28 protein-coding genes are annotated in these 26,699 nt (G+C 73.2%); 15 read left to right on the top strand and 13 right to left on the bottom strand.

Annotated elements, in window-relative coordinates; genetic code table 11:
- Window positions 1–26: 26 nt before the first annotated feature.
- Window positions 27–386: a MerR family transcriptional regulator gene (locus tag IEZ31_RS33340; RefSeq protein WP_190254023.1), complete on the bottom strand. Its 360-nt coding sequence runs from the start codon at window positions 384–386 to the stop codon at window positions 27–29.
- Here IEZ31_RS33340 and IEZ31_RS33335 point away from each other — a divergent pair.
- On the top strand, window positions 385–1,155 hold the full coding sequence (locus tag IEZ31_RS33335) for an MOSC domain-containing protein (protein WP_190254022.1): 771 nt from the start codon (window positions 385–387) through the stop codon (window positions 1,153–1,155). The two genes, IEZ31_RS33340 and IEZ31_RS33335, sit on opposite strands and share 2 nt — an antisense overlap.
- Window positions 1,156–1,216: 61 nt before the next feature.
- Window positions 1,217–5,107, top strand: coding sequence for a bifunctional nitrate reductase/sulfite reductase flavoprotein subunit alpha (locus IEZ31_RS33330; protein WP_190254058.1), 3,891 nt, complete (start codon window positions 1,217–1,219; stop codon window positions 5,105–5,107).
- A gap of 51 nt (window positions 5,108–5,158) precedes the next feature.
- Here the strand turns inward: IEZ31_RS33330 and IEZ31_RS33325 are convergent, their stop codons facing one another.
- Together IEZ31_RS33325 and IEZ31_RS33320 are read right to left on the bottom strand one after the other, a co-directional pair.
- Window positions 5,159–6,160 (bottom strand): hypothetical protein, encoded by a 1,002-nt coding sequence (locus IEZ31_RS33325; RefSeq protein WP_190254021.1) that lies wholly within the window; start codon window positions 6,158–6,160, stop codon window positions 5,159–5,161.
- Window positions 6,160–6,474, bottom strand: coding sequence for a PadR family transcriptional regulator (locus tag IEZ31_RS33320; RefSeq protein ID WP_190254057.1), 315 nt, complete (start codon window positions 6,472–6,474; stop codon window positions 6,160–6,162). Before IEZ31_RS33320 ends, IEZ31_RS33325 begins: the two co-directional genes overlap by 1 nt.
- Before the next feature lie 58 nt (window positions 6,475–6,532).
- Here IEZ31_RS33320 and IEZ31_RS33315 point away from each other — a divergent pair, with 58 nt between their 5' ends.
- Window positions 6,533–6,673 (top strand): hypothetical protein, encoded by a 141-nt coding sequence (locus IEZ31_RS33315; RefSeq protein ID WP_190254020.1) that lies wholly within the window; start codon window positions 6,533–6,535, stop codon window positions 6,671–6,673.
- Window positions 6,674–6,714: 41 nt separating this feature from the next.
- A complete protein-coding gene (locus tag IEZ31_RS33310; protein ID WP_190254019.1) occupies window positions 6,715–7,101 on the top strand; it encodes a cupredoxin domain-containing protein in 387 nt (128 codons plus the stop codon).
- Here the strand turns inward: IEZ31_RS33310 and IEZ31_RS33305 are convergent.
- Both IEZ31_RS33305 and IEZ31_RS33300 read right to left on the bottom strand, forming a co-directional pair.
- Window positions 7,087–7,566, bottom strand: coding sequence for a molybdenum cofactor biosysynthesis protein (locus tag IEZ31_RS33305; RefSeq protein WP_190254018.1), 480 nt, complete (start codon window positions 7,564–7,566; stop codon window positions 7,087–7,089). The two genes, IEZ31_RS33310 and IEZ31_RS33305, sit on opposite strands and share 15 nt — an antisense overlap.
- A 51-nt stretch (window positions 7,567–7,617) precedes the next feature.
- Window positions 7,618–8,676: a MerR family transcriptional regulator gene (locus IEZ31_RS33300; RefSeq protein WP_229836059.1), complete on the bottom strand. Its 1,059-nt coding sequence runs from the start codon at window positions 8,674–8,676 to the stop codon at window positions 7,618–7,620.
- Between the two features lie 263 nt (window positions 8,677–8,939).
- Here IEZ31_RS33300 and IEZ31_RS33295 point away from each other — a divergent pair, with 263 nt between their 5' ends.
- The 4 genes from IEZ31_RS33295 to IEZ31_RS33280 all read left to right on the top strand — a co-directional run bounded on the left by IEZ31_RS33295 (window position 8,940) and on the right by IEZ31_RS33280 (window position 11,030).
- Window positions 8,940–10,028, top strand: a complete 1,089-nt coding sequence (locus IEZ31_RS33295; protein WP_190254017.1) for a type I glyceraldehyde-3-phosphate dehydrogenase — start codon at window positions 8,940–8,942, stop codon at window positions 10,026–10,028.
- Between the two features lie 63 nt (window positions 10,029–10,091).
- A complete protein-coding gene (locus tag IEZ31_RS33290) occupies window positions 10,092–10,496 on the top strand; it encodes a YciI family protein (protein ID WP_190254016.1) in 405 nt (134 codons plus the stop codon).
- Window positions 10,493–10,708, top strand: coding sequence for a hypothetical protein (locus IEZ31_RS57030; protein ID WP_229836058.1), 216 nt, complete (start codon window positions 10,493–10,495; stop codon window positions 10,706–10,708). Before IEZ31_RS33290 ends, IEZ31_RS57030 begins: the two co-directional genes overlap by 4 nt.
- Complete coding sequence (locus IEZ31_RS33280; RefSeq protein WP_190254015.1) at window positions 10,668–11,030, top strand: hypothetical protein; 363 nt, start codon at window positions 10,668–10,670, stop codon at window positions 11,028–11,030. Before IEZ31_RS57030 ends, IEZ31_RS33280 begins: the two co-directional genes overlap by 41 nt.
- A gap of 48 nt (window positions 11,031–11,078) precedes the next feature.
- On the opposite strand, the gene IEZ31_RS33275 is transcribed toward IEZ31_RS33280, so the two are convergent.
- Window positions 11,079–11,525 (bottom strand): DUF4231 domain-containing protein, encoded by a 447-nt coding sequence (locus IEZ31_RS33275; RefSeq protein WP_229836057.1) that lies wholly within the window; start codon window positions 11,523–11,525, stop codon window positions 11,079–11,081.
- 239 nt (window positions 11,526–11,764) lie between these two features.
- Window positions 11,765–12,628 (bottom strand): sigma-70 family RNA polymerase sigma factor, encoded by an 864-nt coding sequence (locus IEZ31_RS33270; protein ID WP_190254013.1) that lies wholly within the window; start codon window positions 12,626–12,628, stop codon window positions 11,765–11,767.
- Between the two features lie 105 nt (window positions 12,629–12,733).
- Here IEZ31_RS33270 and IEZ31_RS33265 point away from each other — a divergent pair, with 105 nt between their 5' ends.
- Both IEZ31_RS33265 and IEZ31_RS33260 read left to right on the top strand, forming a co-directional pair.
- Window positions 12,734–13,186 carry a carboxymuconolactone decarboxylase family protein gene (locus tag IEZ31_RS33265; protein ID WP_190254012.1) on the top strand — a complete coding sequence of 151 codons (453 nt, stop codon included), beginning with the start codon at window positions 12,734–12,736 and terminating at the stop codon, window positions 13,184–13,186.
- Window positions 13,187–13,283: 97 nt separating this feature from the next.
- The gene (locus IEZ31_RS33260) at window positions 13,284–14,204 is read left to right on the top strand and encodes a hypothetical protein (RefSeq protein WP_229836056.1); all 921 of its coding nucleotides are present in this window, start codon (window positions 13,284–13,286) and stop codon (window positions 14,202–14,204) included.
- A 12-nt stretch (window positions 14,205–14,216) separates the two neighbouring features.
- Here IEZ31_RS33260 and IEZ31_RS33255 read toward each other — a convergent pair whose 3' ends face one another.
- Entirely contained in the window at window positions 14,217–15,356 is a 1,140-nt protein-coding gene (locus IEZ31_RS33255) for a serine hydrolase domain-containing protein (protein WP_190254011.1), read from the bottom strand.
- A 38-nt stretch (window positions 15,357–15,394) separates the two neighbouring features.
- Here IEZ31_RS33255 and IEZ31_RS33250 point away from each other — a divergent pair, with 38 nt between their 5' ends.
- Both IEZ31_RS33250 and IEZ31_RS33245 read left to right on the top strand, forming a co-directional pair.
- Entirely contained in the window at window positions 15,395–15,835 is a 441-nt protein-coding gene (locus tag IEZ31_RS33250) for a hypothetical protein (RefSeq protein ID WP_190254010.1), read from the top strand.
- Between the two features lie 54 nt (window positions 15,836–15,889).
- Complete coding sequence (locus IEZ31_RS33245; protein WP_190254009.1) at window positions 15,890–17,011, top strand: aminotransferase class I/II-fold pyridoxal phosphate-dependent enzyme; 1,122 nt, start codon at window positions 15,890–15,892, stop codon at window positions 17,009–17,011.
- Here the strand turns inward: IEZ31_RS33245 and IEZ31_RS33240 are convergent.
- Window positions 17,000–18,460 carry a M1 family metallopeptidase gene (locus IEZ31_RS33240; RefSeq protein WP_190254008.1) on the bottom strand — a complete coding sequence of 487 codons (1,461 nt, stop codon included), beginning with the start codon at window positions 18,458–18,460 and terminating at the stop codon, window positions 17,000–17,002. The two genes, IEZ31_RS33245 and IEZ31_RS33240, sit on opposite strands and share 12 nt — an antisense overlap.
- A 233-nt stretch (window positions 18,461–18,693) precedes the next feature.
- Here IEZ31_RS33240 and IEZ31_RS33235 point away from each other — a divergent pair, with 233 nt between their 5' ends.
- A complete protein-coding gene (locus IEZ31_RS33235) occupies window positions 18,694–19,485 on the top strand; it encodes an SAM-dependent methyltransferase (RefSeq protein WP_190254007.1) in 792 nt (263 codons plus the stop codon).
- A gap of 39 nt (window positions 19,486–19,524) precedes the next feature.
- On the opposite strand, the gene IEZ31_RS33230 is transcribed toward IEZ31_RS33235, so the two are convergent.
- The gene (locus IEZ31_RS33230; protein ID WP_190254006.1) at window positions 19,525–20,808 is read right to left on the bottom strand and encodes a condensation domain-containing protein; all 1,284 of its coding nucleotides are present in this window, start codon (window positions 20,806–20,808) and stop codon (window positions 19,525–19,527) included.
- A gap of 72 nt (window positions 20,809–20,880) precedes the next feature.
- Window positions 20,881–22,236 carry an MFS transporter gene (locus IEZ31_RS33225; protein WP_190254005.1) on the bottom strand — a complete coding sequence of 452 codons (1,356 nt, stop codon included), beginning with the start codon at window positions 22,234–22,236 and terminating at the stop codon, window positions 20,881–20,883.
- A 56-nt stretch (window positions 22,237–22,292) separates the two neighbouring features.
- On the opposite strand from IEZ31_RS33225, the gene IEZ31_RS33220 reads away from it, so the two are divergent.
- A complete protein-coding gene (locus IEZ31_RS33220; protein WP_190254004.1) occupies window positions 22,293–23,654 on the top strand; it encodes a condensation domain-containing protein in 1,362 nt (453 codons plus the stop codon).
- Here the strand turns inward: IEZ31_RS33220 and IEZ31_RS33215 are convergent.
- The gene (locus IEZ31_RS33215) at window positions 23,615–24,067 is read right to left on the bottom strand and encodes a hypothetical protein (RefSeq protein ID WP_190254003.1); all 453 of its coding nucleotides are present in this window, start codon (window positions 24,065–24,067) and stop codon (window positions 23,615–23,617) included. The genes IEZ31_RS33220 and IEZ31_RS33215 overlap by 40 nt on opposite strands.
- Before the next feature lie 31 nt (window positions 24,068–24,098).
- Here IEZ31_RS33215 and IEZ31_RS33210 point away from each other — a divergent pair, with 31 nt between their 5' ends.
- Complete coding sequence (locus tag IEZ31_RS33210) at window positions 24,099–25,487, top strand: SMI1/KNR4 family protein (protein ID WP_190254002.1); 1,389 nt, start codon at window positions 24,099–24,101, stop codon at window positions 25,485–25,487.
- Here IEZ31_RS33210 and IEZ31_RS33205 read toward each other — a convergent pair.
- Window positions 25,484–26,578, bottom strand: a complete 1,095-nt coding sequence (locus tag IEZ31_RS33205) for a hypothetical protein (protein WP_190254001.1) — start codon at window positions 26,576–26,578, stop codon at window positions 25,484–25,486. The genes IEZ31_RS33210 and IEZ31_RS33205 overlap by 4 nt on opposite strands.
- Between the last annotated feature and the right edge of the window lie 121 nt (window positions 26,579–26,699).

The raw sequence follows: 26,699 nt of genomic DNA, 5'->3' as shown, positions 1-26,699 counted from the left end.
ACGTAGAGGCTGGAGCGCGCTCCAGGTCAAACCATGTTGTCGTGGTACCACTGGATCTTGTGGCGAATGCGGAGCTGTTCGTCGCGCAGGGCCGCGATCTTCGCCTCGATCTCGCGGTCGTGCTCCTCGAGCAGCTCGGCGCGCTCGGCGAAGGTGGCGTCGCCGCCCCGCGCCAGCTCGGCGTAGCGCAGCATGCGGGCGATCGGCATGCCCGTGTCGCGCAGGCAGCGCAGGATCTCCAGCCACGCGATGTCGTCGTCGGAGAAGACCCGCTGGCCGCCCGAGTTGCGGTCGATGTCGTCGAGCAGGCCGATCCGTTCGTAGTACCGCAGGGTGTCGAGGGTGAAGCCGGTCTTGTCGACGACCTCGCGTGGGGTGTACCGCATGCGTCAGTTGTACCGGCAGGATGTACCCGTGGGCGAGATCGTGTGGCTGGGGCGGTATCCGGTGAAGTCGATGCTGGGCGAGGAGCTGTCCGAGGTGGCGCTGGCGACCGACGGGCTCGTGGGCGACCGGCGGTATGCGCTGGTGGACCGCGAGACGGGCCTGGTGGCGAGCGCCAAGAACCCCCGGAAATGGGGCTGGCTGCTGCGGCACAGCGCGCGCTACGAAGAGGACGGCACGGTGACCCTTTCGGAAATGTCCGAAAGGGTCGACCTCATCGGCGAGGTGCCGCCCAACGCCACCCTCGAACGGCTCACGCCCGAGACCGAGCCCGGCGCGGGCGAAATGACCCGAAACATCCTGCCAAGACGGACGTTCGTCGACTTCGCCCCGGTCCACGTCGTCACGACGGCCACGCTCGAAGCCCTCCAGGCCGACCACCGTCGATTCCGCCCCAACATCGTCGTGCGGATGGTCGGCGGTGAACCCTTCGCGGAGAACCACTGGCCAGGGAGCAGGATCACCATCGGAGACGCCGAGATCGAGGCCGTCGTCCCCACGCCCCGCTGTGTCGTGCCCACCCTGGCCCACGGCGACCTGCCCGCCGACCCGTCCGTGATCCGCACCGCGGCGCGGCGAAACCGGATCCAGGTGTCCGACCTCGGCAGGCTGACCTGCGTCGGCGCCTACGCGACGGTCCGCCGCCCGGGCACGCTGCGCGTCGGCGACCTCGTTCACATCGACCGGCCCGCGGATGTGGGAGCGGCGTAATCACGCCGGACGAAACGGCGTGACGTCGGCGTAACGGGCCGCCCGTACCGTACGGACCGTGATGCAGACCCGCACGGTCTGTTCCTACTGCGGGGTCGGCTGCGGCATGGTCCTCGACGTGGCGACGGACCCTGATGGCCGCCGCCGCGTGCTCAAGGTGACCGGCGACCGGCAGCACCCGGCCAACGCCGGCCGGCTCTGCACCAAGGGTGCCACCAGCGCCGAGACGCTCGCCGGCCCGGGCCGCCTGGCCACGGCGAGAAGCCGGCCGCACCGCGGCGCCGAGCTGGTCGACACGCCGGTCCGGGCAGCGATCGCCGAGACCGGGCGGAAACTCAGAGCGATCGTCGACGAGCACGGTCCCGACGCCGTCGCGTTCTACGTGTCGGGGCAGCTGACCCTCGAGGCGCAGTACCTCGCCAACAAGCTGGCCAAGGGCTTCGTGCGCACCAACCAGATCGAGAGCAACTCCCGCCTCTGCATGGCCAGCGCGGGCAGCGGCTACAAGCTCTCGCTGGGCGCGGACGGCCCGCCCGGCTCCTACGACGACTTCGACCACGCCGACCTGTTCCTCGTCATCGGCGCCAACATGGCCGACTGCCACCCGATCCTGTACCTGCGCATGATGGACCGGGTCAAGGCGGGCGCCAAGCTCATCGTGGTCGATCCGCGCCGCACCGCGACCGCCGCGAAGGCCGACCTGTTCCTGCAGCTCAAGCCGGGCACGGACCTGGCGCTGCTCAACGGCCTGCTGCACCTGCTCAACAACGGCGGAGGCATCGACGAAGCGTTCGTCAGGGACCACACCGAGGGCTGGGAGGCGATGCCCGAGTTCCTCGCCGGCTACACACCGGAGAAGGTCGCCGAGATCACCGGGCTGCAGAGCGCCGACCTGCGCAAGGCCGCCGATCTCATCGGCGCCGCGAAGGAGTGGATGAGCTGCTGGACGATGGGGCTCAACCAGAGCACCCACGGCACCTGGAACACGAACGCCCTGATCAACCTGCACCTGGCGACCGGCGCCATCTGCCGCAGGGGCAGCGGCCCGTTCTCGCTCACCGGCCAGCCCAACGCGATGGGCGGGCGCGAGATGGGCTACATGGGCCCCGGCCTGCCCGGCCAGCGCTCGGTGCTCGTCGAGCAGGACCGCGCCTTCGTCGAGGAGGCCTGGGGCCTGCCGGGCGGCACGCTGCGCACCGACGTCGGCAAGGGCACGGTCGAGCTGTTCGAGCGGATGGCCGCCGGCGAGGTCAAGGCGTGCTGGATCATCTGCACCAACCCGGTGGCCTCGGTCGGCAACCGGCGGACCGTGATCGAGGGCCTGGAGCGGGCCGAGCTGGTCATCACCCAGGACGCGTACGCCGAGACGGAGACCAACGCCTACGCCGACGTCATCCTCCCGGCCGCCATGTGGTCCGAGGTCGACGGCGTCATGATCAACTCTGAGCGCAACCTCACGCTGGTCCAGCAGGTCGCCGACCCGCCCGGCGAGGCGCTCGCCGACTGGCAGCTCATCGCCCGCGTCGCCGCCGCGATGGGGTACGCCGACGCCTTCGCCTACGACACCGCCGAGGACGTGTTCGCCGAGATCCAGCGGTTCTGGAACCCGCAGACCGGCTACGACCTGCGCGGCGTGAGCTACGCGCGGCTGCGGACCGAGCCGGTGCAGTGGCCAGCGCCGCCTGGATCGCCGCCGCGCAATCCCATCCGGTACCGCCGGCAGCCCGCCGGAACGCTGCGGTTCGCGACGGCGAGCGGCCGGGCGGTGTTCTTCGCCCGCCCGCACCTCGACCCGGCCGAGCTGCCCGACGACGACTACCCGTTCCTGCTCAACACCGGCCGCGTGCAGCACCAGTGGCACACGCTGACCAAGACGGGCCGGGTGGCCAAGCTGAACAAGCTCAACCCCGGCCCGTTCGTGGAGGTCAACCCGGCCGACGCGGAGCGGCTCGGGGTGGCCGACGGCGACGAGGTCGAGGTCGCCTCGCGCCGCGGCCGGGCGGTGCTGCCGGCCCGGGTCACCGACCGGGTCATGCCCGGCAACTGCTTCGCGCCGTTCCACTGGAACGACCTGTTCGGCGAGTACCGCAGCGTCAACGCCGTCACCAGCGACGCGGTCGACCCGATCTCCTTCCAGCCGGAGCTGAAGGTGTGCGCGGTCAGCGTCACGCGGGTCGCGACGCCGCCGCGGGAGGGGCCGCTCGGGCTCGACCTGACCCCGCCCGTCCTGACCGAGGGGGAGCGGCGGTACCTCGCCGGCTTCCTCAGCGCGCTCACCGCCTCGCCGCCGGCCACGGCGCCGCTGCTGCCCGACAACGCGCCGTTCGACCCGGCGAGGGCGCAGTGGGTCAACGGCTTCCTCGCGGGCACCTTCGGCCGCCCGCCGGCGAGCGTCGAGGCGCCGAGCCCAGCCCGTACCATCCATGTCCTCTGGGCATCGCAGACCGGCAACGCCGAGGAGTTCGCCGGCCTGGTGGGCCGCCGCCTGGCCGACGAGGGCTGGCACGCGGACCTGCGCAGCATGACCTCGGCGGCGGCCGACCTGGCGGCCAGCAGCGCCGACCTGCTCATCATCACGAGCACCTTCGGCGACGGGGACGCGCCGGACAACGGCGCCGCCTTCTGGGAGTCGCTGCACGGCCCCGACCCGGTGCGCTTCGACGGCCGCCGCTACGCGGTGCTCGCGTTCGGCGACTCCAGCTACGCCAACTTCTGCGGCCACGGCCGGCGCCTCGACGCGCGGCTCGACGAGCTGGGCGGCGTCCGGCTCACCCCGCGGGTCGACCTGGAGCCGGACTACGAGGACGCCGCCCACGGCTGGCTCGACGCGGTGCTCAAGGCCCTGCGCAGCCCCGCCGCGGCGCCGGCCCGGCGGACCGGCTCCAGGCGCGAGCCGGTCACCGGCGTCCTCACCGGGAACGAGCTGCTGAGCCGGCCCGGGTCGGCCAAGGAGGTGCGGCGGTTCACGTTCGCCACCGAGCTCGACTACGAGGTCGGCGACTCGCTCGGGGTGTGGCCGACGAACTGCCCGGCGCTCGTCGACGAGTGGCTCGCGGTGACCGGCCTGGCCGACGCCTCGTTCGGCGAGGCGCTGCTCCGGCGGTACGACATCACCCGCATCACGCCCGACCTGCTGCGGTTCGTCGCGGACCGGTCGCACGACCCGACCCTGAAGGCGCTGCTGCGGCCGGACAACCAGGGGGAGCTGGCGAAGTACACCTACGGCCGCCAGGCGATCGACGTCATCGCCGAGCACGGGACCGAGGCCACCGGCGCCGAGTGGCTGGCCGTGCTGCAACGACTGCAGCCCCGGCAGTACAGCATCTCCTCCTCGCCCCTGGTGCACCCCGGATCCGTCAGCCTCACCGTGTCGGTCGTCCGCTTCGACAACCCCCACGGCCGGCCGCGCAAGGGGGTCGCGTCCACGTTCCTCGCGGACGCCCTCCTGGAGGCCGAGATTCCGGTGTACCTCCAGCGATCCCCGCACTTCCGCCCGCCCGCCGACGACACCCCCATGATCATGGTCGGCCCGGGCACCGGCGTCGCGCCGTTCGTCGGCTTCCTCAAGGAGCGCCACGCGCGGGCCGCCCGCGGCGGCAACTGGCTGTTCTTCGGCGAGCAGCGCCGCGCAACGGACTTCTACTACGAGCAGGAACTCGCCGCCCTGCGCGAGGCCGGCACGCTGACCCGGCTGGACCTGGCGTTCTCGCGCGATCAGCGGTCGAAGGTGTACGTGCAGGACCGCATGCGGGAACATGGGGCACAGCTGTGGGCATGGCTGCAGGACGGCGCGTCCTTCTACGTCTGCGGCGACGCGACCCGCATGGCGAAGGACGTCGACCAGGCCCTGCGCGACGTCGCCGCCGCACACGGGCACCTGTCCGAGGAGGCGGCCGCGGCGTACGTGAAGCAGCTGGTCAGCGAGAAGCGCTACCTGCGTGACGTCTACTGAGCGCCGGACGGCGGTTGAGCTCGTCGTTGATCCGTTGGGCGGCCCGCGGGGTCAGCCGGCGGTCGCGAGCCTGGCCGGTGTGCGGCGGCGGGACGGGAGGGCGGACACGGCCAGGCTCAGCACGGCCGCGGCGGTGCCGAGCAGGAACAGGAGCGAGAACGTCGGCTGGCCCAGCCACTCCCACAGTGGGTGCCACGACGGGTGGGGCTCGCCGAGGTGGTGGTTGAGGGCCAGCGGCACCGCGAACACCGTCGGCGTCCACCACAGGAACAGGGCGGCCGCGAACAGCAGCGTCGCCGAGGTCCGGGGCCGGCGGCGGCTGGCCCAGCCGAAGACCAGGAACGACGCCGCCGCGCCCAGCAGGAAGCCGGCGATGCCCGCCGGCCAGACGGTCCACGGCGCGGCGCGTTGGAACGACGCCGACAGGTACGAGCCCGTCAGCTCCAGCGTGAAGACCGTGTCGCCGCGGGACGCGACCAGGGTCGTCGACGTCGGGATCGTCGCGGGGTCGCAGGGCGGGCCGGCGCAGCCGTACAGGTCGCGCTCGACCGGAGCGTAGACGGTCCAGCCCAGGTCGCGCAGCCGCTGGACCGTCGCCTCGACGTCGGCGTTGCCGGGGGTGCCGCCGCCCACCGTCGCCGCCTGGTACTCGCCGCCGTCGCCGAGGAGCAGGACGCGGGCCGCGGACCAGCGCAGCGGTCCGCCGTAGACGACGAACAGGGACGGGGCATCCGTCACGCCCTCGAAATGCTTGCCGGGGACGATCTCGGCCAGCATCGACGTGGCCTGCGCCGCCGACGGGAGGGGGCGGGCCGTCTCCCAGGCCGCGCGGGTCGCGAACGCGGCGCCGAACAGGCCGCAGATCACCGCGGTCAGGGCCGCCCAGAGCACGACGGTGCGGCTGGCCGGGCGGCCCAGCCGGGCCCGCAGGCCGTGTCGCACCAGGTTGGCGGCCTCCCGGGCGGTGAGCCGGGTCCGGCCGGCCTCGAGCAGCGTGTCGAGGAGCTCGTCCCGGCGGTAGTCGCGGGGGTACGCGAACAGCCACTTGCGCATCAGGCGGTCCTCGGGCGGGCGGCGCGGAGGCGGGCCTCGGCGGCGGTGGCGAGGCCGCGCAGGCGGGCGGTCTCGGCGGTCAGGGCGGTCAGGCCGGCGGCGGTGAGCCGGTAGTACCGGCGGGTGCGCCCGTCGACCTCCTCGTCGCGGTCGTGCTGCACGAGGCCCTCGGCGGTGAGCCGGTCCAGGGCCGTGTACAGCGTGCCGGTCAGCAGCCGCATCCCGGACAGCGTCTCGACCTCCCGCACGATGCCGTAGCCGTGCCGCGGCTCGCCGGCCAGGGCGGTGAGGATGAGAAACGTCGGCTCCCGCATCGTCGCCACCGGAGAACCATAGATAAATGATCAAGCTATAGCAAGTACCATGGATGCCATGCGCAGCGTCGCGGTGCTCTCCGACGTCCACGGCAACGTGCCGGCCCTCGGTGCGGTGCTCGCCGAGCGCCACCGGGCGGTGATCTCTGCGCTGGTGGGACGGTGGAGGCGTCCGCTAAGCTGCTGGCCAGATCCGTGAATTGGTGTCGGCGCACCAACCTCAGCGCGAGGAGTGCCGCCGTGCCCACCGCCACCAAGCAACGACCCGACACCATGGTCCGGCTGCTCGCCGTCGCCGTCATCATCGTCGCCGCGGCCGTCGCCGTCTTCTACTTCACCCGTGGCGACTCGCCGGCCGCCGGTGGCGATCGGGAGCTCACGATCACCATCAGCAACCGCACGGTCAGCCCGCCGACGGGGCGGGTCGAGGTCGCCCGCGGCACCACGATCCGGCTCACCGTGACCTCGGACGTCCCCGACGAGCTGCACGTCCACGGCTACGACCGCAAGGCCGCGCTCGAACCCGGCCGGCCCGCCCAACTGGAGTTCAAGGCCGACGTCACCGGCCTCTTCGAGGTCGAGACCCACGACGCCGGCCTCGTGCTGTTCCAGCTAGTCGTCCGCTGAGACCGAGAACGTCACCGGGCCGACCCGCAGCACCCCGTCGTCGAGCGGCACGCAGCGCACGCCGCCGTGGCCGCGCAGCTCCCGCCACGCCCCGGGGGCGATCGAGACGTCCATCCAGGCGCACGGGTTGGCCGGGCGGCGCACCCGCAGCCGGACCGGCCCGTCGCCGGAGTCGAGCGTGAGCACCTGCCCGACCAGGTCGTCGACCGGGATGCCCGCGACGAGCACGTTGCGCCGGACCTGCGCGAGCCCGGCGCCGGCCGGCAGCCACTCGCGCGCGATGAGGGTGACGCTCGCGTCGCGGTGCGCCTCCTGCCCGAAGAACCGGTCGCCGACGACCCCCAGCCCGGCCCGGACCCGGACGGCGGAGACCAGCTCCCCGTCGGGCGCCGGCGCCGGACCGTCCGCGGGCCGCCCCTCGAACCGGTGCACGGGCGAGGCGAGCAGCTCCACGATCTGTGCCATGCCGGCCAGTCTATGGACCGTGGCCCATCGGCCGGTTCGTTCGCGACGGCATTACTCCAGGGTGACCACGTCGGCGACCACGCAGGCGACGTTGTCCGGGGCGCCCGCCGCGTAGGCCAGCTCGACCAGGCGGTCCAGCGTCGCCTGCGGGTCGCCGCCCTCCAGCAGGGCCGCATGCAACGACGCGGCCGGCACGACCGCCGACAGGCCGTCGGAGCACAGCAGGTAGCGGTCGCCGGGCCGGGCCTCGTGCACCGACAGGTCCGCCTCGGCGGCCTCGCGGCCGGTCAGGGCGCGCACCAGCAGCGACCGCTGCGGGTGGGTCGCGGCCTCCTCCGGGGTCAGCCGGCCCTCGTCGACCAGGCGCTGGACGTACGTGTGGTCGTCGGTGATCCGGAACAGCTCGCCGTCGCGGAGCTGATAGGCGCGGCTGTCGCCGACGTGGACCAGGGCCAGCCGGGAACCGGACCACAGCATCGCCGTCAGCGTGGTGACCGCCTCGCCCGACGGGTCGGCCGCGGCGATCTCGTGCAGGGCCCGGCCGGCGTCGGCGACCGCGTCGGCGAGGGCGCCGAGCAGGTCGTCGGCAGGCACCGGCAGCGCCTCCAGCGGCTTGAGCGCGTCGACCGCGGCCGCGCTGGCCCGGTCGCCGGCCGCGCCGAGCGTGCCGTCGGCGACGGCGAGCAGGCGGCTGCCCGCGTAGGCGGTGTCCTCGTTGCTCGTGCGCACCAGCCCCGACTCGGAGCGGGCGGCGTAGCGGATGCCCAGCGGGCTCATCGCGGTTCCCCTTCCCGACAGGTGATCGACGAGGAAGGTGGCCAGGCGCCCACGCTCCGCCGTCTCCGCGAGCACGCCGTCCCAGTACGCGGCGACCGCGTCCGCGGCCTCCGCCGGCGGCAGGTCGCAGACCCGCCGGATGGTGGCGAGCGGCATGCCGAGCCGGCGCAGCCAGGCGATGAGTCGGGCCCGGTCCAGCTGGGCCGGATCGTAGAAGCGGTACCCCGAGTCGCCGTCGACCGCGGCCGGCGGCAGCAGCCCGAGCTCGTCGTAGAGCCGCAGCGCCTTCGGCGACAGCCGGGCCGCCCGGGCGAACGCACCGATCGTGAGCACTGTTCCCTCCTCATGGCCGACGATGTGGCTTCACCCAGGGGCAAGGTCAACCTCCGGGCGAGCGCCACCTCGGCGTAGGTGCGCAGCTGGCGGGCGTGGGTCCCGCGTGTGCCCGGCGCCCGCCGTGGCTGAGCGTCCGGCAGTCGTGCCCGGCGGCGACGCGCGGCTCCATGCGCACGATTGCACCGCACCGCCCGGTGCGCGTCGCGGCGGCCGGCCGAGTTGTGGCCGTGGCCACCCTGCAGTCATGATGGTCAACCGTCATGAACAGTCGGCAGTCGGGTCCTTACGCCCACCGCCCCGGCGAGGCCGGACGCGGTCCCGGCGCTCGCCCGCCCCGCACCGCCGGGGTCCGGGTGGCGATCAACGGCTTCGGGCGCATCGGCCGGTCGGTGATGCGGGCGGCCCTGGCCACGCCGGACGTTACAATCGTGGCCGTCAATGACCTCATGCCGGTCCCCCTGGCCGCCTGGCTGCTGCGTCGCGACTCCACGTTCGGCGCGCTGCCGTGGAACGTTACGTCGGTCCCCGGCGGCCTGCTCGTCGACGGCGACCGCCGGACCGAGGTGCTCAACCGGCCCGACCGGGCCACCCTGCCCTGGCGCGACCTGGGCATCGACGTGGTCGTCGAGGCGACCCGCCCGCGCCCTGGCCGGCGCGCCGCCGAGGCGCACCTGGCGTCCGGCGCCCGGGCGGTGATCCTGCCCCACTTCGACGCCGACGCGGACGCGACCTTCGTCGTCGGGCTCAACGAGCACTCCTACGACCCGGCCCGCCACCACGTCGTGTCCAACGGCTCGTGCCCGGTCAACTGCATCGGCCTCGTGCTCGCCGTGCTGGACTGCGCGTTCGGCGTGGAGGCGGCGTCGTCGCTGACCACCCACGCGTACACGACCAGTCAGTCCCTCCTGGACGCCACCGCGGCGGGCCGGCTCGCCCGCGGCGCCCCGTTCAACCTCGTCCCCGTCGAGGACCCGACCGCCCGGCACGTCGGCCAGGTGCTGCCCCGCCTGGCCGGCCGCGTCGACGGGCTCGTCGTGCGGGTGCCGGTGCCGGGCGGCTGCCTCGCCGGCCTGGCCGTGCGGCTGGGCCGCGCCGCGAGCCCGGGCGAGGTGAACGCCGCGCTGCGGTCCTCGCGGTTCGGGGGGCTGCTGGAGTACTCCGAGGAGCCGCTCGTGTCGTCCGACGTGCTCGGCAGCACCGCCTCCGGGATCGTCGACGCCGGCCTGACCCGCACGGTCGGCCCGCTGTGCGGGGTGTCGGCCTGGTTCGACAACGAGACCGCCTTCGCCGCCCGGACCGTGGACCTGTGCCGCGCGATCGGATTTTCTCTGCGCAGTTCACGAGCCTGATGTCGAGAACGGGTGATCGGCACCGTCCTGGGGTTGCACGGCACTGGACGGAAGGAGCCTGACATGACCAAGTACTTTCTCATCGTCGACTACCGCCCCGGGGTCATCGAGGAGCCGATGGAGCAGTGGGCGCCGGAGGACGTCAAGGCGCACATGAACTACTACGACGCGCTCAACCGGGAGCTCACCGAGACCGGCGAGCTCATCGGCGGCCACGCCCTCACCGGCCCCGAGCTGGCCAAGACCGTCACCTCCGACGGCAAGGGCGCGCCGGTCGTCACCGACGGGGCGTTCGCCGGGTTCAAGGAGATGCTCGCCGGCTACCAGCTGGTCGACGTCGAGTCGGAGCAGCGGGCGATCGAGATCGCGGCCCGGATCTCCCAGGTGCCCGGCCCGGGCGGGGTGCCGCAGCAGCAGCCGATCGTGATCCGCCGGGTGATGGACGGCGCCGACTTCGAGGCGCTGTGACGTCGCCCGTCGAGGACCTGCTGCGCGAGCCGGCGCCGCAGGTCCTCGGGGCCGTCGTGCGCCGGCACGATGACCTCGCCACGGCCGAGGACGCGGCCCAGGAGGGCCTGCTCGTCGCGCGCCTGCCGGTGGCCGGCAGCGCTGTCGAAGACGGCCGGGATAAGGTCGGTCATGACCAACGAGCAGCGCTGCCGCCTCCGCTACCACGGTGACGACCTGGACCTGGCCGGCTCTCCCGAGGCGCTGCGCGCCCTGGCCAAGGCGCTTCGATCGACGTCCGCCGAGGCGCCGCTGACGAACGGCACGCTGGTCCAGACCCTGACGGAGGCCCCGCTGGCGGTGACCCTGGATCCCGGCCCGACGCTGCGCGTGACCGGCTCGCCGGCGGAGCTGGAGCCGTTCTGGTCGGCGCTGGAGTCCACGGCGGCGGAGTCGGAGGCGGCGGAGGACCGCACGGTCGCCGAGCCCCACCGCCACGTGGGCCCGCTGGTGGTGACGGCCGACTGGCCCTTCGACCCCCTCGCCGGCCTCTGAACGCACGATCGACGGTCTCGGATCAGGCGGTTCCGTTGTTGGGCCTGCCTACTCGCTCGAGACCGGCTTGCGCGGGGTGTGCGCATCGGCGACCTGGGCCCACTGGCCCATCTCGGCCTGCTCGATGCGGGTCACCGCCTTGACCAGTTCCTCGTCGCGCGTGGCCGGGTCGTCGTACGGGGGTGCCGAGACGTGGTACAGGCGGCGCTGCTCCTCGACCGCCTCGCGGGCGCGGCTGAAGCGGAGGTAGTTCTCGGGCCAGTGGTAGATCGCGCGGACGCCGGCGATGACCACCAGGACGGCGCCCAGGACGGCCGGGATCGTGGGGATGTCGGGGACGATCACGGCCGCCACCGGGATCGATGCCGAGATCAGGACCGCGGAGACGTCGGTGATCCGGTGCGACCGGCGGGAGCGCTTCGAGGCGGTGACGTACCAGCGGTACGAGTCGTTGGCGATGCCGAGCGCGTACGAGTCCTTCGAAGGGGTGGTCACCAGTGCAATGAAATCGTCTCCGGCGATCTCCGACAAGGGTCGCCCGGCCGCGCCGGGGGCGCGGCCGTCCGGCTCGGTGCCGGGTCCGGTGTCAGGCACGCGGTCGTCCCCGCTCTCCGGCGACACTCGCGCCGGAATTCGGACGGTACTGCGGCCGGGCCGACCGGCCAACATTCACCGATCTCGACATCGATGCACGGATTGGTGACCTGCGCCGACGTTCGGACGACGGCTTCCGGCTACCGCGGGAGGTAGGTGACGTCGAGGGCGGCCAGGTCGTCGGGGTCGGCGATGGACTCGATGGCCGCGATCCGGCCCGCCGTCACGATGAAGGTGAGGGCGATGAAGATGCGGTCCTCCCGCAGTACGACTGCCGCGGGAACCCCGTCGATCAACGCCGGCACGGCGGCTCGCGCGCGGCCGGCGAAGAACCGGGCGACGACCTCGGCGCCGCAGGTCTCGCCCGCCGAGCCCAGGCGGGTGGCGGCCACGTCCGCACGGAGGACCACGTCGGGGTCGAGCAGCTCGAGCAGGCCCGCCATGTCGCCGCCGCGGGAGGCGGTCAGGAAGGCGTCGACGATCGCGCGGCCGCGGGTCGCGTCCGCGTCCGGAGCGGCGTGGGCGGCCTGGATGCGGCGGCGGGCGCGGCTGGCCAGCTGACGGGAGGCCGCCGGGCTGCGGCCGACCATGACGGCGATCTCGTCGAACGACACCGCGAACAAGTCGTGCAGGACGAACGCCAGCCGCTCGGTCGGGGTCAGCGTGTCGAGCACGACGAGCAGGGCCAGGCCGACCGAGTCGGCGAGCATCGCCTCCTGCTCCGGGTCGGCGCCGGCGGCCGGCGGCTCGGCGTCGAGGTCGAGCGGCTCCTCGCGCCGCTGGGTGCGGGAGCGCAGCATGTCGAGGCACACCCGGCCGACGACCGTGGTCAGCCAGGCGGCCAGGTTGCCGATCTCCCGGTCGTCGGAGCGCTGCAGGCGCAGCCAGGCCTCCTGCACGGCGTCGTCGGCCTCGGTGAGCGAGCCGAGCATGCGGTAGGCCACCGCGCGCAGCCGGGGCCGCACGTGCTCGAAGCGCTCGGCCAGCAGGTCGTCGTTCGCCATGATGTCCTCCATTGTGGCCTGCGCCACATTCGTCACATTAGCCCGGTCGGGCTCGTCACCAGGGCGACGAACCAAACCGATCCGATGTGACACGAGGAGCCGATCATGGAACCACGCATCACGAGCCCGGCCACGCCGGACGTCGTCAAGGCGATCAACCTGCTGTACAAGGCCGCCCACTCGGCCGGCGTCCCGGCGGCCACGCTGGAGCTGGTCCACCTGCGGGCGAGCCAGATCAACGGCTGTGGCCCGTGTTTGGACGCCGGCGCCCGCAGCGCGAAGCAGCGGGGCGAGACCGACGAGCGCCTGTTCGCCGTGGCGGCCTGGCGGGAGACGCCGTACTTCACCGAGGCCGAGCGGGCGGCGCTGGACCTCGCCGAGTCGGCGACCCGCCTGGCCGACCGCGGCGACGCGGTCCCGGACCCGATCTGGGAGGCGGCCGCCAAGCAGTTCACGGAGCCCGAGCTGGCGGCGATCGTGCTGTGGATCGCGGTGACCAACTTCTTCAACCGGATCAACGTGACCACCCGCCAGCAGGCCCCGCAGAACTGGGGCTAGCCGTACCCCGGATCCGGGGGAGCGCCGGGCTGATTCGCGGCCGGTGGATTGGGACCGTAAGGCGGTCCTCAATGCATCCGGAAATGGAGACGTCACGATGAGCCCGCGCTGGCACCGTCCGTTGTTGGGGTTCGCGGCCGCCATGGGGCTGCTGACCGTCGTCGCGCTCGTCGGGTTGTTCACCGACGACCGGCAGATCGTCGGCAGCCCCGCCTGGCTGAAGCCGTTCAAGTTCGCCGTGTCGCTCGGGCTGTACACGCTCACGCTGGCCTGGCTGCTGCGGCACGCCGAGCGGCTGCGGCGGACCGGCTGGTGGGCCGGCACCGTCGTCGCCGCCGCGTCGCTGGCCGAGATGGCGCTCATCGTGCTGCAGGCGGTGCGGGGTCGGCCGAGCCACTTCAACAACTCGACGCCGTTCGACGAGACCGTGTGGTCGCTCATGGGCAACCTGGTCATGGTGCTGTGGACGGCGAGCCTGGTCGTGGCCGTGGTCGTCGCCGTGCAGCGCAACGGTGACCCGGTCGTGCGCTCGGCCGCGCGCTCCGGGTTCGTGCTGTCGCTGGCCGGCATGGCCCTGGCGTTCCTGATGACGATGCCGACCGATGCCCAGCAGGCCGCGCTCGACGCCGGTACCTCGAACGGCATCATCGGCGCGCACAGCGTCGGCGTCGCCGACGGCGGGCCCAGCATGCCCGTCACCGGTTGGTCCACCACCGGCGGTGACCTGCGGATCCCCCACTTCGTCGGGATCCACGCCCTGCAGGCCCTGCCGCTGCTGGCCCTGCTGCTGGCCGGGTTCGTGGCCTCCCCGCGCGTCCGGCTCCGGCTGGTGCGGGTGGCGGCGGCCGGCTACGCCGGACTGATCGCGCTGCTCACCTGGCAGGCGCTGCGCGGGCAGCCGCTGCTGGACCCCGACCGGACCACCCTGCTTGCCGCGGGAGGTTTGGCGGTACTGCTGGTGGCCGGCACCGCGGCAGCCCTGAAGCGCGGCGAGCAGCGCGTGCTGCAGGACGCCTGACGTTGCCGAACGCTACGGCAGCGACTCGACGAGGGCGGTCACCCTGGGGTCGGCGGACAGGCTGACGCGCAGGCCGTTGGTGACGTAGGCGAAGGCGGTGCCGGTGGCCGGGTCGGCGTAGCCGAGGGAGCCGCCGTGGCCCGGGAACCCGAACGCGGTCGGTGACCACCAGGGCTGTCCCGGCACCGGCAGGCCGAACCCGAGGGCCGGGCGGGTCGGCGTCAGCAGGACCCGGTCGATGCCGCTCGCCTGCTCGCGGGTGGCGGCGGCGAGGCTGGCGGGGTCGAGGATCCGGACGCCGTCGACCTCGCCGATCAGCGCGGCGTAGAAGCGGGCCAGTGCCGCGGCGGTGCAGATGCCGTTGACCGCGGGGATCTCCGCGGTCCAGGTGCGCGGGTCGGCCAGGTCGAGCGGCGGGTCGGTCGCGATCATAGATCGGACGGTCAGGGAGGCCGGGTCGGTGTACGCCGTGAGCAGCTCCGCCGGCGGGGTCTCCGACACCGGCTGCTGGACGAGCCGGCCGACGCGGTGGTGCTCCGTCTCCGGCAGGCCGATCCAGAAGTCGAGGCCGAGGGGCTTGCCGATCTCGTCGGCGAAGTAGGTGCCCACGGTGCGGCCGCTGACCCGGCGGACCACCTCGCCGACCAGCCAGCCGTAGGTGAGGGCGTGGTAGCCGTGCGCGGTGCCCGGCTCCCAGGCCGGCGCCTGGGCGGCCAGCGCGGCGACGACGGGCGCCCAGGCCAGGGCGTCGGCCAGCGGGACCGGACGGTCCAGGACCGGCAGCCCGGCCTGGTGGGACAGCAGCCAGCGGACCGGGACGCCGCGCTTGCCCGCGGCGGCGAACTCCGGCCAGTACTCGGCGACGGGCGCGGCCAGGTCCAGCTGCCCGCGCTGGACCAGCAGGTGCGCGCAGGCGGCCGGCGCGCTCTTGGTCGCCGAGTAGACCGGTTGCAAGGTGTCCTCGCGCCAGGGCCGGCCGGCGTCCGGGTCGGCGAGCCCGCCCCACAGCCGGACCATCTCCCGGCCATGGCGGTAGACGCTGACGGCCGCGCCGATCTCGGCTCGCGTCGCGAAGTTGGCGAGAAACGCGTCCCGGACCGGCTCGTACCCGGGCGCCACCGTGCCACTGATTACGTCAGGATGTCCTGTCATAGTGCGTCAGGATAGCCTGACAGACCTATTCTGGCGAGATGCACGAGAGCCTGATCGGGTTCCGGCTGCCGGACGGGACGCTGAGCACCGACGCCACCGAGCCGGCCGGCACCGTCGCCTACCGGGCCCGCTGCACCTGCGGCTGGGTCGGCGGCAGCGACTATCCGGCCGCCGACGAGGGGCGCTGGATGGTCAGCTCCGAGTGGGGCGCCCACATGCGCCCGATCTGGGCCGCGACCCCGCCGGACTGGCTGCTGAGCCGCTCCGACAGCCTGCGCGACAACGTCGCCGAGCTGGCCACCACCTGGCCGCTCCAGGCGCTCGGCATCCTGGCCGAGGTGGAGCGCTGGCAACGGCCGCTGATCGACCAGGCCGTCGCCGCCGCCCGGAAGGCCGGCCTCTCCTGGGCCGAGATCGGCAACGCGCTGGGCATCAGCCGCCAGACGGCCCACGAGCGGTTCCGCAACAAGATCGGCTGACCGCCGGCTCGCTCGGATCGCCGAGCGGCGGCACACGTCGTAGGCTGCGGGCGTATGAGATCACGGCTGCCGGACTTCCGGCTGGAGACGTACTTCTCGCGGTGGGAGTTCGTCGCGCGGTACAACCTGGCCGGCTCCGACGCGGAGACCCTCACGATCGGGGAGCTGCTGGAGCTCGGCGGCGACCGGGACGCCTTCGACGCCCTCCGCCTCGGCTACGTCGAGACCTGGGGCACGCCCGAGCTGCGGGAGGCGATCGCCGCGACCTACGAGCGGTGCACGCCCGACGACGTCCTGGTCTTCGCCGGCGCGGAGGAGGCGATCTACTGGTCCGTGCAGCTGCTCGCCGGGCCGGGCGACCACGCGATCGTGGTCGTCCCCGGCTACCAGTCCACCGAGACGGTCCTGCTGGAAGGCGGCGCCGACGTCACCGCCGTCCCGCTGGACCCGGCCGACGGCTGGCGGCTCGACCTCGACGCGGTCCGGGCCGCGCTGCGCCCGACGACCACGCTCGTCGCGGTGAACTTCCCGAACAACCCGACCGGTGCGCTGCCCGACCGGGCGACCTGGCAGGGCCTCGTCGAGTTGTGTGCCGAGGCGGGCGCGCGGCTGCTGTCCGACGAGGTGTACCGCGGCCTGGAGTTCGACGCGCCGCTGCCGCAGGCCGCCGACCTGTCCGACACGGCGCTCTCGGTCGGCGTGATGTCGAAGGCGTACGGGCTGCCGGGGCTGCGCGTCGGCTGGATCGCCTGCCGCGACCACGCCGTCCTCGAGGCGCTCGAACGACACAAGCACTACACGTCGATCTGCAACGCCGGGCCGAGCGAGCACCTGGCCACCGTCGCCCTGCACGCCCGCGAGCGGATCCTGGCCCGCAACCGCGGCATCGTCTCGGCCAACCTGCTGCTCGTGGACGCGTTCTTCGCCAAGCACGGCGACCTGTTCGAGTGGCGGCGGCCCGACGGCGGGTGTATGGCGTTCCCGCGGTACCGCGGCGCGGACGGCGTCGAGGCGTGGTGCCGGCGGGCGGTCGAGGCGGCGGGCGTGATCCTGCTCCCGGCGAGCCTGTACGAGTCGCGGACCGGCCCGGTGCCCGCCGACCGGTTCCGCATCGGTCTCGGTCGGCGGGACCCGGCGCCGGCGCTGCAGGCCCTCGACGCGCTGCTAACGGTGTAGGTTCCGGGGCTGCGGGATCGCGGCCTTGCGCGCTCCGGGCGGCAGCGGGTCCGGGTTCGGCGGCTTCACCGACCCGGTCAGCCAGGCCGCGAAGAGCCCGTCGAGCTGCCGCCCCGACACCCGCTCGGCGAGCGCGACGAAGTCCTCGGTCTCGGCGTTGCCGTAGCGGTGCTCGACCACCCACCGCCGCATGATGGTCCAGAACGCGTCGTCGCCGACCGTCAGGCGCAGCGCGTGCAGGGTCATCGGCCCGCGCGAGTACACCGAGATCCGGAACGGATCGGTCCCGCCGGTCGGGTCGTAGGGCGGCGGGGTCCAGAGCCCGCCGCCGAGCTCGGTGTCGTACAGCATGTTGAACCACTCGCGCACCGACATGAACCCGTTGTGCTCGCTCCACAGCCACTCGGCGTAGGCGGCGAAGCCCTCGTTGAGCCACAGATCCTTCCAGTACCGCACGGAGACGCTGTCGCCGAACCACTGGTGCGCCAGCTCGTGCGCGACCAGGTTGTCGTCGAGCGGGTTCGGCCCGTCGTCGAAGAAGCTGGCCGGGTACACCGGCCGGGTCTGCGTCTCCAGGGCGAACAGCAGCGGGTCGTGGTTGTCGACGATCGCGCCGTTCGCCTCGAACGGGTACGGGCCGAACAGGCTCTCCAGGAAGTCGGTGATCTCGTCGGTCCGCTCCACGGCGTCGTCCGCGAGCGTCGGCGGCAGCGTCTCGTCGACGGCGATGACCGTCGGCCGCCCGTCGTGCCGGTGCTGGTCGATCCGCCATCGCCCGATCGCGAGCGTGCTGAGGTAGCTGGCCATCGGGCTCGTCGCCGCCCACCGCCAGGTCGTCCAGCCGGCGCTGCTCGTCGACCCGAGCGGGATGCCGTTGCTGAGCGCGGTGAGCCCGTCGGGCACGGTCACGTTCACCGAGTAGGTGGCCTTGTCCTGCGGGTGGTCGTTGACCGGGTACCAGGTCGCGGCGGACTCCGGCTCGCCGGCGACGAGTGCCCCGTCGTCGGTGTGGATGAACCGGGACTCCAGCGGGATCTCGGGCACCCGGAAGGTCTCGGGGATCCCGTGGTACCGCGCGACGACGACGAACGGCAGCCCCTTGAGGAGCCCCCGCGCCGGGGTGACGACCAGCTCGTCCCCGTCCCGCCGGACCCGCGCCGGCTGCCCGTTGACCGTGACCTCCTCGACCGTGAGGCCGATGAAGTCGAGGTTGAAGCGGGACAGGTGCTGGGTGGCGGTGGCGGTGATCGTCGCCTTCCCGTCGAGCCAGTCGGTGGCCGGCTGGTACCGCACGTCGAGGTGGTAGTGGAGCACGTCGTACCCGCCGTTGCCGTCCAGTGGATACGCCGGATCGCCGATCCCGGCCGCGCCGGGCCGGAAGTCGACCGTTCTCGCGCTTGCCGGCGTCGCCGGCGTCGACACCACCAGCGCCAGAGCTGCGAACGCCATCAGGACACTCTGCATCGCGGACCCCCGTCCAGCCGCTACCGTCCACCTTGGACGCTCCGCCGGTTCGGTCACGGTCAGGCACAACGTCGGGTATCGATCCGATGACGTGCAGGTTTACCCTTGCCCTGCCGCCGCCGTGCAACCGGCGGCCCGCTTCGTCAGTCCCGTCCCTCCGGGACGAGCAGGTCGGCGCCGGCCGCCGCGGGCGTGGGCTCGGTCACTATGCTGTCCCCATGGCCGCACCGTTCGACACCGGACGCCCGCATCCGGCGCGCGTGTATGACTTCCTGCTCGGCGGGAAGGACAACTTCGCCGCCGACCGCGAGGCCGCCGCGGAGGCGCTCAAGGTCAACCCGAACGCGGCGACCGCCCCGCTGCAGAACCGGGCCTTCCTGCGCCGCGCGGTCCGGCACCTGGCGGCCGAGGCCGGCGTCCGCCAGTTCCTCGACATCGGCACCGGACTGCCGACGTCGCCCAACGTCCACGAGGTGGCCCAGTCCGCCGTGCCGACGTCGAGGATCGTCTACGTCGACAACGACCCGATCGTCCTGACCCACGCCCGGGCGCTGCTCGACAGCACCCCGGAGGGGCGCACCGCCTACGTGGACGGGGACCTGCTGGACGTCGAGGCCATCCTGGCCGCGCCCGAGCTGCGCTCGACGCTGGACCTGTCGCAGCCGGTGGCGCTGCTGCTCTTCGCGATCCTGCACTTCGTGGAGGACGACGAGGCGGCGTATGGCATTGTCGAGCGCCTGATGTCCGCCCTCCCCAGCGGCAGCTACCTGGTGCTGTCCCACACCACGGCCGACTTCGAGCCCGAGTCGTGGGGCCGCTTCGTGCAGGTCATGCGCGCCCGCGGCATCCCGACCCGCCTGCGCGACCAGCAGGAGGTCGCCCGGTTCTTCACCGGCCTGGACCTGGCGGACCCGGGCGTGGTCCCGATCCTGCGCTGGCGGCCCGAGCGCGACGAGCCGCAGACCGACGCCCAGGCGGCCCTGTACGGTGGGCTGGCCCGCAAGCCCTGAACCGAGGCCGGTCGCATCGCTGAGGCCGGGCTGCGGGGGCTACGAACGCTGGGCCGCCGCCTCCAGGGTGACGGCCTCGATCTCGCGGGCGAGCGACTCGATCGACTTGGGCGACAGGCGGTGGGTGTCGGCGCGGACGGTCACCTCGACCGCGTCGTCCGTGCTGTCGAAGCTGATGTTCAGGCCGGCGTCCAGCGCGTCGGCCTGCTCGCCCCAGCGCGTCTCGGTCGGCCCCGGGGTGGCGGAGACCTCCGCCGGGAAGCGGCTGCGGTCGTTGACGATGACGGCGATGTCGACCTCGCCGCGGTCGGCCGCCACTCGCGCCAGCAGGTCGTTGTGGGCGAGCGGGTCGTAGTAGCCGTGCATGAACGCGTTCGTCGCGGCGTTGAACCCGCGCACGACGACCTCGTCGAGGTCGCCGGCCGGGTCCGGCACGTCGATCACGCACAGGCCGAGCTGGGTGCTCTGGCTCACGGCGTCCGCGAAGCCGGGGCGGAACCGGTTGTTGACGACCAGCTGGGCGACGCTCGTCGGCGAGCCGGTGAGCCGGGCCAAGGCCACCGCGTAGGCGGCCAGGAGCACGTAGCCGGAGCCGACGCCCGTGCGGTCGGCGACCGTGCGCACGGCGTTGTGCAGCGCGGGGGAGCGGAGCACGAACTCCCGGTACCGTGGCTCCTGCGGCTCGCCCAACCCGCCGAAGCGATCGGTTGGGATCGATCGCAGGAGGCGCTCCCAGTACCGGAGCGACTTCTGGCTCTGCCGGAGGTCGGACGGCGTCCGCTGGCGCTGCGCCATGTCGAGCGGCGTCAGGCCGGGCGGCGGGGCCGTCGGCTCGCCGGTCGCCGGGTCCATGTTCGGCATGTCGCGGACGAGGGCGTCGATGCCGAAGCCGTCGACGGCCAGGTGACAGTACGCGATGACGACGTGCGTCACCGCCCCGTCGCGGCACACCACGCCCATCCGGACCGGCCACTCGTGCTCGTGGTCGAAGGGTGCCGATTCGTAGCGGCGCAGCAGCTCGTCGGGTGACTCGTCGTCGACGATGTCGAGCGGCACCTCGCCGGCGGCCGAGACGACCTGCTCGGGCCGGGCGTCGGGGCGCAACCGCAGCCGGGTGCGCAGCGCGGGGTGGCGGCTCACGAGGTACCGCAGGAGCCGCGCCATCTCGTCCGGCGTCGTCCCCGGCGGCACGGCCACCACGCCCCCGATGTTCATGCTGAGTCCCGTGCGGACCATGGTCTGCCAGATCCCCAGCTGCGCCCAGGTCAGCTCCCCGGCCCCGGCGCCCTCCCCGTCGAACCCCACCAGCATCCGACTCGTCACAGCGATCAATCGTCGCCGTCCATGGGTACAAGTCAATCAGCTGGACGCCGGGTTGACGACGGCCGTCGATCGCTACTCGCCGGCGTAGCGGTGGCGAAGGCGGCGGTACGGGCCGGAGCGCAGCGCGAGCGCGGTCGCGATGATGCCGATGATGCCGGTCAGCACGAACACCAGGGCCAGGCCGCGGTCGGCGCCGGTGCCGAACCAGCCGCCGATCGTGCGGGCGCCGAACCCGTCCGTCATGAACGGGATGAAGACGTACTGCGCCACCGGCGAGATCAGGAACGCCGTCAGCGGCGACGCGGACTGCTCCACGCTCTGGGCGAAGCCGAAGACCCGGCCCTGCCGCTCGTACGGCACCACCTTCTGCAGGATCGTCTGCTCCGACGCCTCCGCATAGGGGACCAGGATCATGTAGACGAACATGCCGACGGTGAGCAGCGCGATCGACGAGCGCAGCGGGAAGAGCAGGGTCACCGTCCACAGCACCAGGTTGATGGCCAGCAGCAGGCCAACCGGGTTGCGGCCCAGGCCGGTGCGGGCGATGAGCAGGCCGCCGATGATGAACGCGGTGCTGATCGCGGCCCACAGCAGGCCCCACGTCTGGACCGACACCAGCGACAGCCCGTAGGCGTCCATGAGGGCCATGAAGACGCCGCCGAGCAGGTTGTTGAAGGCCGAGAACACGATGAGCGCGGTCAGGCCGGGCACCCCGGACACCACCCGCATCGTGCCGCGCAGGTCGACGCGCCGCTTCGCCGGCTCCGTCGTCGGCTCTCTGGTCGGCTGGATCTCGAGCTCCGGAGCGGGAGCCGCGGCGGCCGCCGTCTCGCGCACGGGCACCACCGCCAGGTGCACGATCGCCCCGGCCAGCACGACGAGCGCCGGCGCCAGCACCCACAGCATTCCGCCGAAGCCGACCAGGATGCCGCTGATCGCCGAGGTCACCAGGAACGTGACGCCGGAGGTGGTGCCGACGAGGCCGTTCGCCTTGTCCCGGCCCGCCTCGTCGATGAGCACCGTGACCAGCGTCGGGAGCGCGATCCCGCGGATGTTGCCGGCGATGACCCCGACCATGAGCAGCATGATCATCGACCACAGCCACCCGCTGGCCGGGTCCTTGAACGCGCCCTCGGGCGCCAACTGGTACACGACCAGCGCCACGGCGTAGAACACCAGCGACGTCACCGTCGACACCTGCATCATCGTCTTCTTGCCGTGGTGGTCGACCAGGCTGCCGAACCAGATGCCGGTCAGCGCCGTGAACACCAGGAAGATGCCGCCCACCACGCCGGTCGCGAAGACCGAGCGGGTCTCCAGGTATGTGTAGAACGTGATGGCGAACCACACCGTAAAGTTCGTCACCGATACCAGCAGCGTGCTGACGAGCAGGTGAAAGAAGGTCCTCCGGTCGCCGCGAATACTCATGTTGCGACGGTATGACCTCCACAAGGCTTGATGTCCAGCGGGTTTAGGATCACGACGTGATCACGGTCGCGGAGCGCGTCGTCGTCGAGTTCGCGGGTCCCGGTGCCGGGGAGGCCGAGCTCTCCTGGGGCCAGCGGGACATCTGGCTGGCCATGGTGCGCCAGGAGTCCTGGCTGCCGAACGGGGCGTGGGGGCCGCTGCCCGCCGGCACGAGCGTCGACGACGTGGCCGGCCAGCTGCGGTACCTCATGAGCCGCTTCCCGACCGCCCGCACCAGGCTGACGTTCGACGACGCCGGCCACCCCCGGCAGGTCGTCGCCGGCGCCGGGCAGATCACGCTGGAGGTCGTCGACGCCGGCGCGGACGACCCGGCCGCGGTCGCCGAGGCGGTCCGGCTGCGCTACCAGGAGGACCCCTACGACTTCGCCGCCGACTGGCCGATCCGCATGGCGGCGATCCGCAGCGGCGGTGCGTTGACGCACTCCGTCGTCGTCATGTGCCACCTGGTCACCGACGGCTTCGGCGCGGGGGTGCTGCTCGACGAGCTGGCCCGCCGCGAGGACGCGCCGCTGCCCGAGCTGCAGCCGATCGAGCAGGCCGGCTGGCAGGCCACGCCCGCCGGGCAGCGGCAGCACGGGCTCGCCATGCGGCACTGGGAGGGCATTCTGCGGTCCATGCCGCTCCGGCGGTACCGCGAGTCGACCGACCCGCGGCAGCCGCGGCACTGGCGCGGCGAGTTCACGTCGTACGCGCTCGCCCCGGCCCTGCGGGCGGTGACGGCGCGCACCGGCGTCGGCTCGGCGCCGGCGCTGCTGGCCATGTTCGCCGTGGCCCTCGCACGGGTCACCACCGCGAACCCGGTCGTGCTGCGGCCCATGGTCAACAACCGGTTCCGGCCGGGGCTCGACCGCGTGGTGTGCATGCTCGCGCAGTACGGCATCTGCTCCCTCGACGTCGCGGACGCGACCCTCGCCGAGGCGCTCGACCGGGCCCGGCGCTCGGCGATGACCACCTACAAGCACGCCTACTACGACCCGGCCGAGCTGGACGCGCTCGTCGCCCGGGTGGTCGCCGAGCGCGGCCCGGCGCTGGAGCTGCCCGGCTACTTCAACGACCGCCGCGGCGAGCCCGCCGACCTGCCGGTGCCCGCGGCGCTGTCCGAGGTCGCGGCCCGGAGCGAGTTCCGCTGGACGACCCGGCAGGACGTGCCGTTCGAGCCGCTCATCGTCCACGTCGACGACCTGCCGGACGACGGCGTCGGCCTCATCGTCTTCATGGACACCCACGTGATCTCCCCGGCCGACACCGAGGCGCTGCTGCGCGGCGTCGAGGCGGTCGCGGTCGAGGCGGCGCTGGACCCGTCGGCGTCGACGGGCGTTCACTCGTCGAGCGAGCGGCCCTCGGTGTCCTCGTCGTAGCCGAGCTCCACGTCGTTCAGCCCGGCGTGGAGCTCGTCGGCGAGCCCGAGGTAGCTCTCGGGGTGCGGCAGCTTCGGCACCGTGAGCGTGAACGTCCCGTCGCCGAGCAGGGGTCCCGGCAGCACCGGGGCGACCGCCGCGATCGCGTCCCAGTCCAGGGTCGTCCGGTCATCGTCCTTACGCAGGAACGGGTGCAGGTCGAACCCGCCGGTGAGCGTCCCGCGCTCCACGACCCACAGGTGCAGCACCGCCCCAGAGTCGATGATCTCGGCCACGAAGTCGTCGTCGAACCCGAAGTAGCGCCGCTCGAACGCCCGCCGGATGCCGGCCAGGTCGGGGTAGGCGTGCACGTCCCCCTGCCGCATCCCGCCGGGCTGGACGCTGAACTCGAACAGGTAGCAACTCGGCAGCACGGCCGGATCGTACCCCCGTTACGGTGACCCCATGCCCGTTACGGATCTTGCCCGCCTGGTCGACGGCACCCTCCAGGTGCTCTGCCACAACGGCGGCCTGGCGTTCTTCGCCTACGACGAGCACTGGCGGCGGCGGGTCGGCTCCGGCTCCGCCCGCGGGCTGGTCGACGCGCTGTGGGAGTACGAGGAGGCCATGCGCCCGCCGGGCGAGGCACGCCCACTCGTGGTCGAGGTGCTCGGCGGGGTGGTGAGCCACGCGTTCGAGCTCGACGGCCTGGCGCCGGTGCGGGTCGCCCTCGACCCGCAGTACCGTCACCCGAACCACCCTGCGCCCGGCATGCCCCGGCCGCCCGGCACCGCCGTCGCCGATCGCCCGACCGACCCGGCCGTGCTGGCGGAGGTGCGCGGCCTCGTGGGCGCCTTCGTCGAGCGGCCCGGCGGCCCGTCCCACCTCGGCGAGGGCTGCTCGGAGGCGGACCTGCTGGCCGCCGAGACCGCGATGGGGCTGCGGCTGCCGGAGGAGGTCCGCGCGCTGTACCGGACGGTCCGCGCCGACCCGCGGGAGCAGGGCCTGCTCGGCGCGCAGTCGCTGCTGCCGCTGGACGAGGTCGTGGCCGAGTACCTGGCCGGGGAGCCCGGCTCGTACGGCTGGAACGACGGCGTCTTCGGGGTCGAGCCGGTCGTCTTCGAGTCCTACCCACCCGGCGTCGTGCGGCGGGTTTCGCGCAGCGACTGGTGGGTGACGATCGCGAGCGACAACGGCGGGGACTGGTGCGCGGTCGACCTCGACCCGGCGCCCGGCGGGCGGCCCGGGCAGCTCGTCGAGTACGGCCGCAACATCGTCGGCCCGGTCGGGTACGTCGCCGACGGAGTTCTGACCCTGCTGCGCCACGGCGGCGGACGGTCCCCGGACAGCCCGCACTGCGAGGTCGTCACCGCCGTCGCGGACGCCCGCGACCCGCAGCAGCTCTACCTCAACGACGCCGGTGACGTGGACCTGGCCGCGCTGGCCCGCCTGCGGAACCTCCGCCAGCTGTCGATCAACCGCGCCGGGCGCGTCTGCGGCTCCCTGGCGCATGCGGTACCGCTGGAGTTCCTGTCCATCACGGCGGACTCGGTCGACGTGCGCGCGCTCGCCGGCCACCCGACGCTGTGGAAGCTGACCCTGCGGGGCCTGCGGCACCCGGTCCCGGCGGAGGCGCTGGCCGCGCTCCCGGCGCTCGCGCACCTCGACGTGGCCGGCGTCGAGGTCGACGGGCTGGAGCAGCTCGCTGCGCTCCCCGGGCTGCGGGTCCTGGAGGCCTCCCGCGCGCAGTGGCAGCGGCTGGACACCGTGCCGCCGCGCCTGGCCGCGGCCGCGGTGACCGACCCGATGCCGCTGGCCGAGGCGCTGGAGTGGGCGGCCCGGCTGCGCGGCTAGCCGAGCAGGTCGATGTCGAGGACGGCGACCTCCCGCGCGCCGACGATGACGACGGTGGCGTTGTGCTCCTCGTCGGGCTCGTCGGTGACGGGGAAGTAGCCGGCGTACGCGAGCAGCTCCACGTCCTCGACCCGGGTCAGGAGGAGGTCGACGAGGTCCGCGCACAGATGGCCGGCGAGGTGGCCGGGCGGCAGCTCGGGCGGCCACTCGCCGTCCTCGCCGTCCTCGCCGTCCTCGCCGTCCTCGCCGTCCTCGCCGTCCTCGCCGTCCTCGCCGTCCTCGCCGTCCTCGTCGTCCTCGTCGTCGGAGTCGCCGATCAGCGACCCCCGCACCACCTGGTCCATCCCGCGGCGGAACTCCTCCTCGGTCAGCGGGAGCAGCTCCGGCACCGCGTCCGGCGGATCCTCCCGCGTCCGCACCCACCACTGGGTGGCGTCGGCGTCTCCGCGTGGGCCGATCCATGCCCGGAACGAGACGGGGTTGTTGTTGTCGACCCACAGCAACCGGCCGAGCAGCGTGAAGAGGCAGGCCAGCCGGGTGCGCAGGTCGGTGTCCTCGACCGGCTCGGCCGGCGCGACCGTGATGCGCAGGACCCGGCCGTTGTGCTCGCGCCGTAGCAGGTGGAGCGCGTCGTCGCCGGCCTCGACGTGCAGCAGGTCGGGATACGGCACGACCAGGCGCTCGCCCAGGAAGTCGAGGAGGCGCCCGGTCCGCTCGTCGGCGGCGGGGATGCGGGCCGCGAGGAGCGCGGCGACCTCGGCCCGCACCGCGTCCTGCGGCCGGGTCGGCTCGTACGGCCGGCCGGGAGCGGCCTGCACCTGCGCGGTCAGGACGCGGGCCCCCTGGGCGGTGAACCCGCCGGCCGCGGACAGGTCGGCGAGCGGCGGCACCTCGCCCCACGGACGGCTCGACCGGTCGGCGGCGGTCCCGAGGAAGGACTCCGATCGCCAGCCGGGCGACCGGCCCCAGGCGGCGAGCAGCCACAGCGCGGCGATGATCGACCACTGGCCGTCGTCGGGCAGGCGGCCGGTGTCGTCGAACGGGCTGGGTTGGCGGTGCCAGTTCTCGGCGTAGCTCGTCGTGCGGTCCACCGGTCGAGCCTACGGGTTCACACCCTGGCCGCCGGCCCTGCTGGGGAACCTCGGCGACGCCGGGCTGCCCGGCGGCCTAGGCTGGTTGATCGGGTGACGTCTGCTGACTTCTGCGGGGAGG

The sequence above is a fragment of the Dactylosporangium sucinum genome (assembly GCF_014647515.1).
Classification (GTDB): domain Bacteria; phylum Actinomycetota; class Actinomycetes; order Mycobacteriales; family Micromonosporaceae; genus Dactylosporangium; species Dactylosporangium sucinum.
This window is presented reverse-complemented; position numbering and strand designations above follow the sequence as displayed.

Excerpts from the sequence above, each read along its gene's own strand:
- IEZ31_RS33325 (WP_190254021.1), bottom strand. The coding sequence starts at position 6,160 with ATGCGCAAGTGGCTGTTCGCGTACCCCCGCGACTACCGCCGGGACGAG.
- IEZ31_RS33315 (WP_190254020.1), top strand. The coding sequence starts at position 6,533 with ATGCGCAGCGTCGCGGTGCTCTCCGACGTCCACGGCAACGTGCCGGCC.
- IEZ31_RS33210 (WP_190254002.1), top strand. The coding sequence starts at position 24,099 with ATGCCCGTTACGGATCTTGCCCGCCTGGTCGACGGCACCCTCCAGGTG.
- IEZ31_RS33225 (WP_190254005.1), bottom strand. The coding sequence starts at position 22,236 with ATGAGTATTCGCGGCGACCGGAGGACCTTCTTTCACCTGCTCGTCAGC.
- IEZ31_RS33250 (WP_190254010.1), top strand. The coding sequence starts at position 15,395 with ATGCACGAGAGCCTGATCGGGTTCCGGCTGCCGGACGGGACGCTGAGC.
- IEZ31_RS33240 (WP_190254008.1), bottom strand. The coding sequence starts at position 18,460 with ATGGCGTTCGCAGCTCTGGCGCTGGTGGTGTCGACGCCGGCGACGCCG.
- IEZ31_RS33335 (WP_190254022.1), top strand. The coding sequence starts at position 385 with ATGCGTCAGTTGTACCGGCAGGATGTACCCGTGGGCGAGATCGTGTGG.
- IEZ31_RS33255 (WP_190254011.1), bottom strand. The coding sequence starts at position 15,356 with ATGACAGGACATCCTGACGTAATCAGTGGCACGGTGGCGCCCGGGTAC.
- IEZ31_RS33290 (WP_190254016.1), top strand. The coding sequence starts at position 10,092 with ATGACCAAGTACTTTCTCATCGTCGACTACCGCCCCGGGGTCATCGAG.
- IEZ31_RS33265 (WP_190254012.1), top strand. The coding sequence starts at position 12,734 with ATGGAACCACGCATCACGAGCCCGGCCACGCCGGACGTCGTCAAGGCG.
- IEZ31_RS33270 (WP_190254013.1), bottom strand. The coding sequence starts at position 12,628 with ATGGCGAACGACGACCTGCTGGCCGAGCGCTTCGAGCACGTGCGGCCC.
- IEZ31_RS33305 (WP_190254018.1), bottom strand. The coding sequence starts at position 7,566 with ATGGCACAGATCGTGGAGCTGCTCGCCTCGCCCGTGCACCGGTTCGAG.
- IEZ31_RS33280 (WP_190254015.1), top strand. The coding sequence starts at position 10,668 with ATGACCAACGAGCAGCGCTGCCGCCTCCGCTACCACGGTGACGACCTG.
- IEZ31_RS33260 (WP_229836056.1), top strand. The coding sequence starts at position 13,284 with ATGAGCCCGCGCTGGCACCGTCCGTTGTTGGGGTTCGCGGCCGCCATG.
- IEZ31_RS33295 (WP_190254017.1), top strand. The coding sequence starts at position 8,940 with ATGAACAGTCGGCAGTCGGGTCCTTACGCCCACCGCCCCGGCGAGGCC.
- IEZ31_RS33235 (WP_190254007.1), top strand. The coding sequence starts at position 18,694 with ATGGCCGCACCGTTCGACACCGGACGCCCGCATCCGGCGCGCGTGTAT.
- IEZ31_RS33320 (WP_190254057.1), bottom strand. The coding sequence starts at position 6,474 with ATGCGGGAGCCGACGTTTCTCATCCTCACCGCCCTGGCCGGCGAGCCG.
- IEZ31_RS33340 (WP_190254023.1), bottom strand. The coding sequence starts at position 386 with ATGCGGTACACCCCACGCGAGGTCGTCGACAAGACCGGCTTCACCCTC.
- IEZ31_RS33245 (WP_190254009.1), top strand. The coding sequence starts at position 15,890 with ATGAGATCACGGCTGCCGGACTTCCGGCTGGAGACGTACTTCTCGCGG.
- IEZ31_RS33330 (WP_190254058.1), top strand. The coding sequence starts at position 1,217 with ATGCAGACCCGCACGGTCTGTTCCTACTGCGGGGTCGGCTGCGGCATG.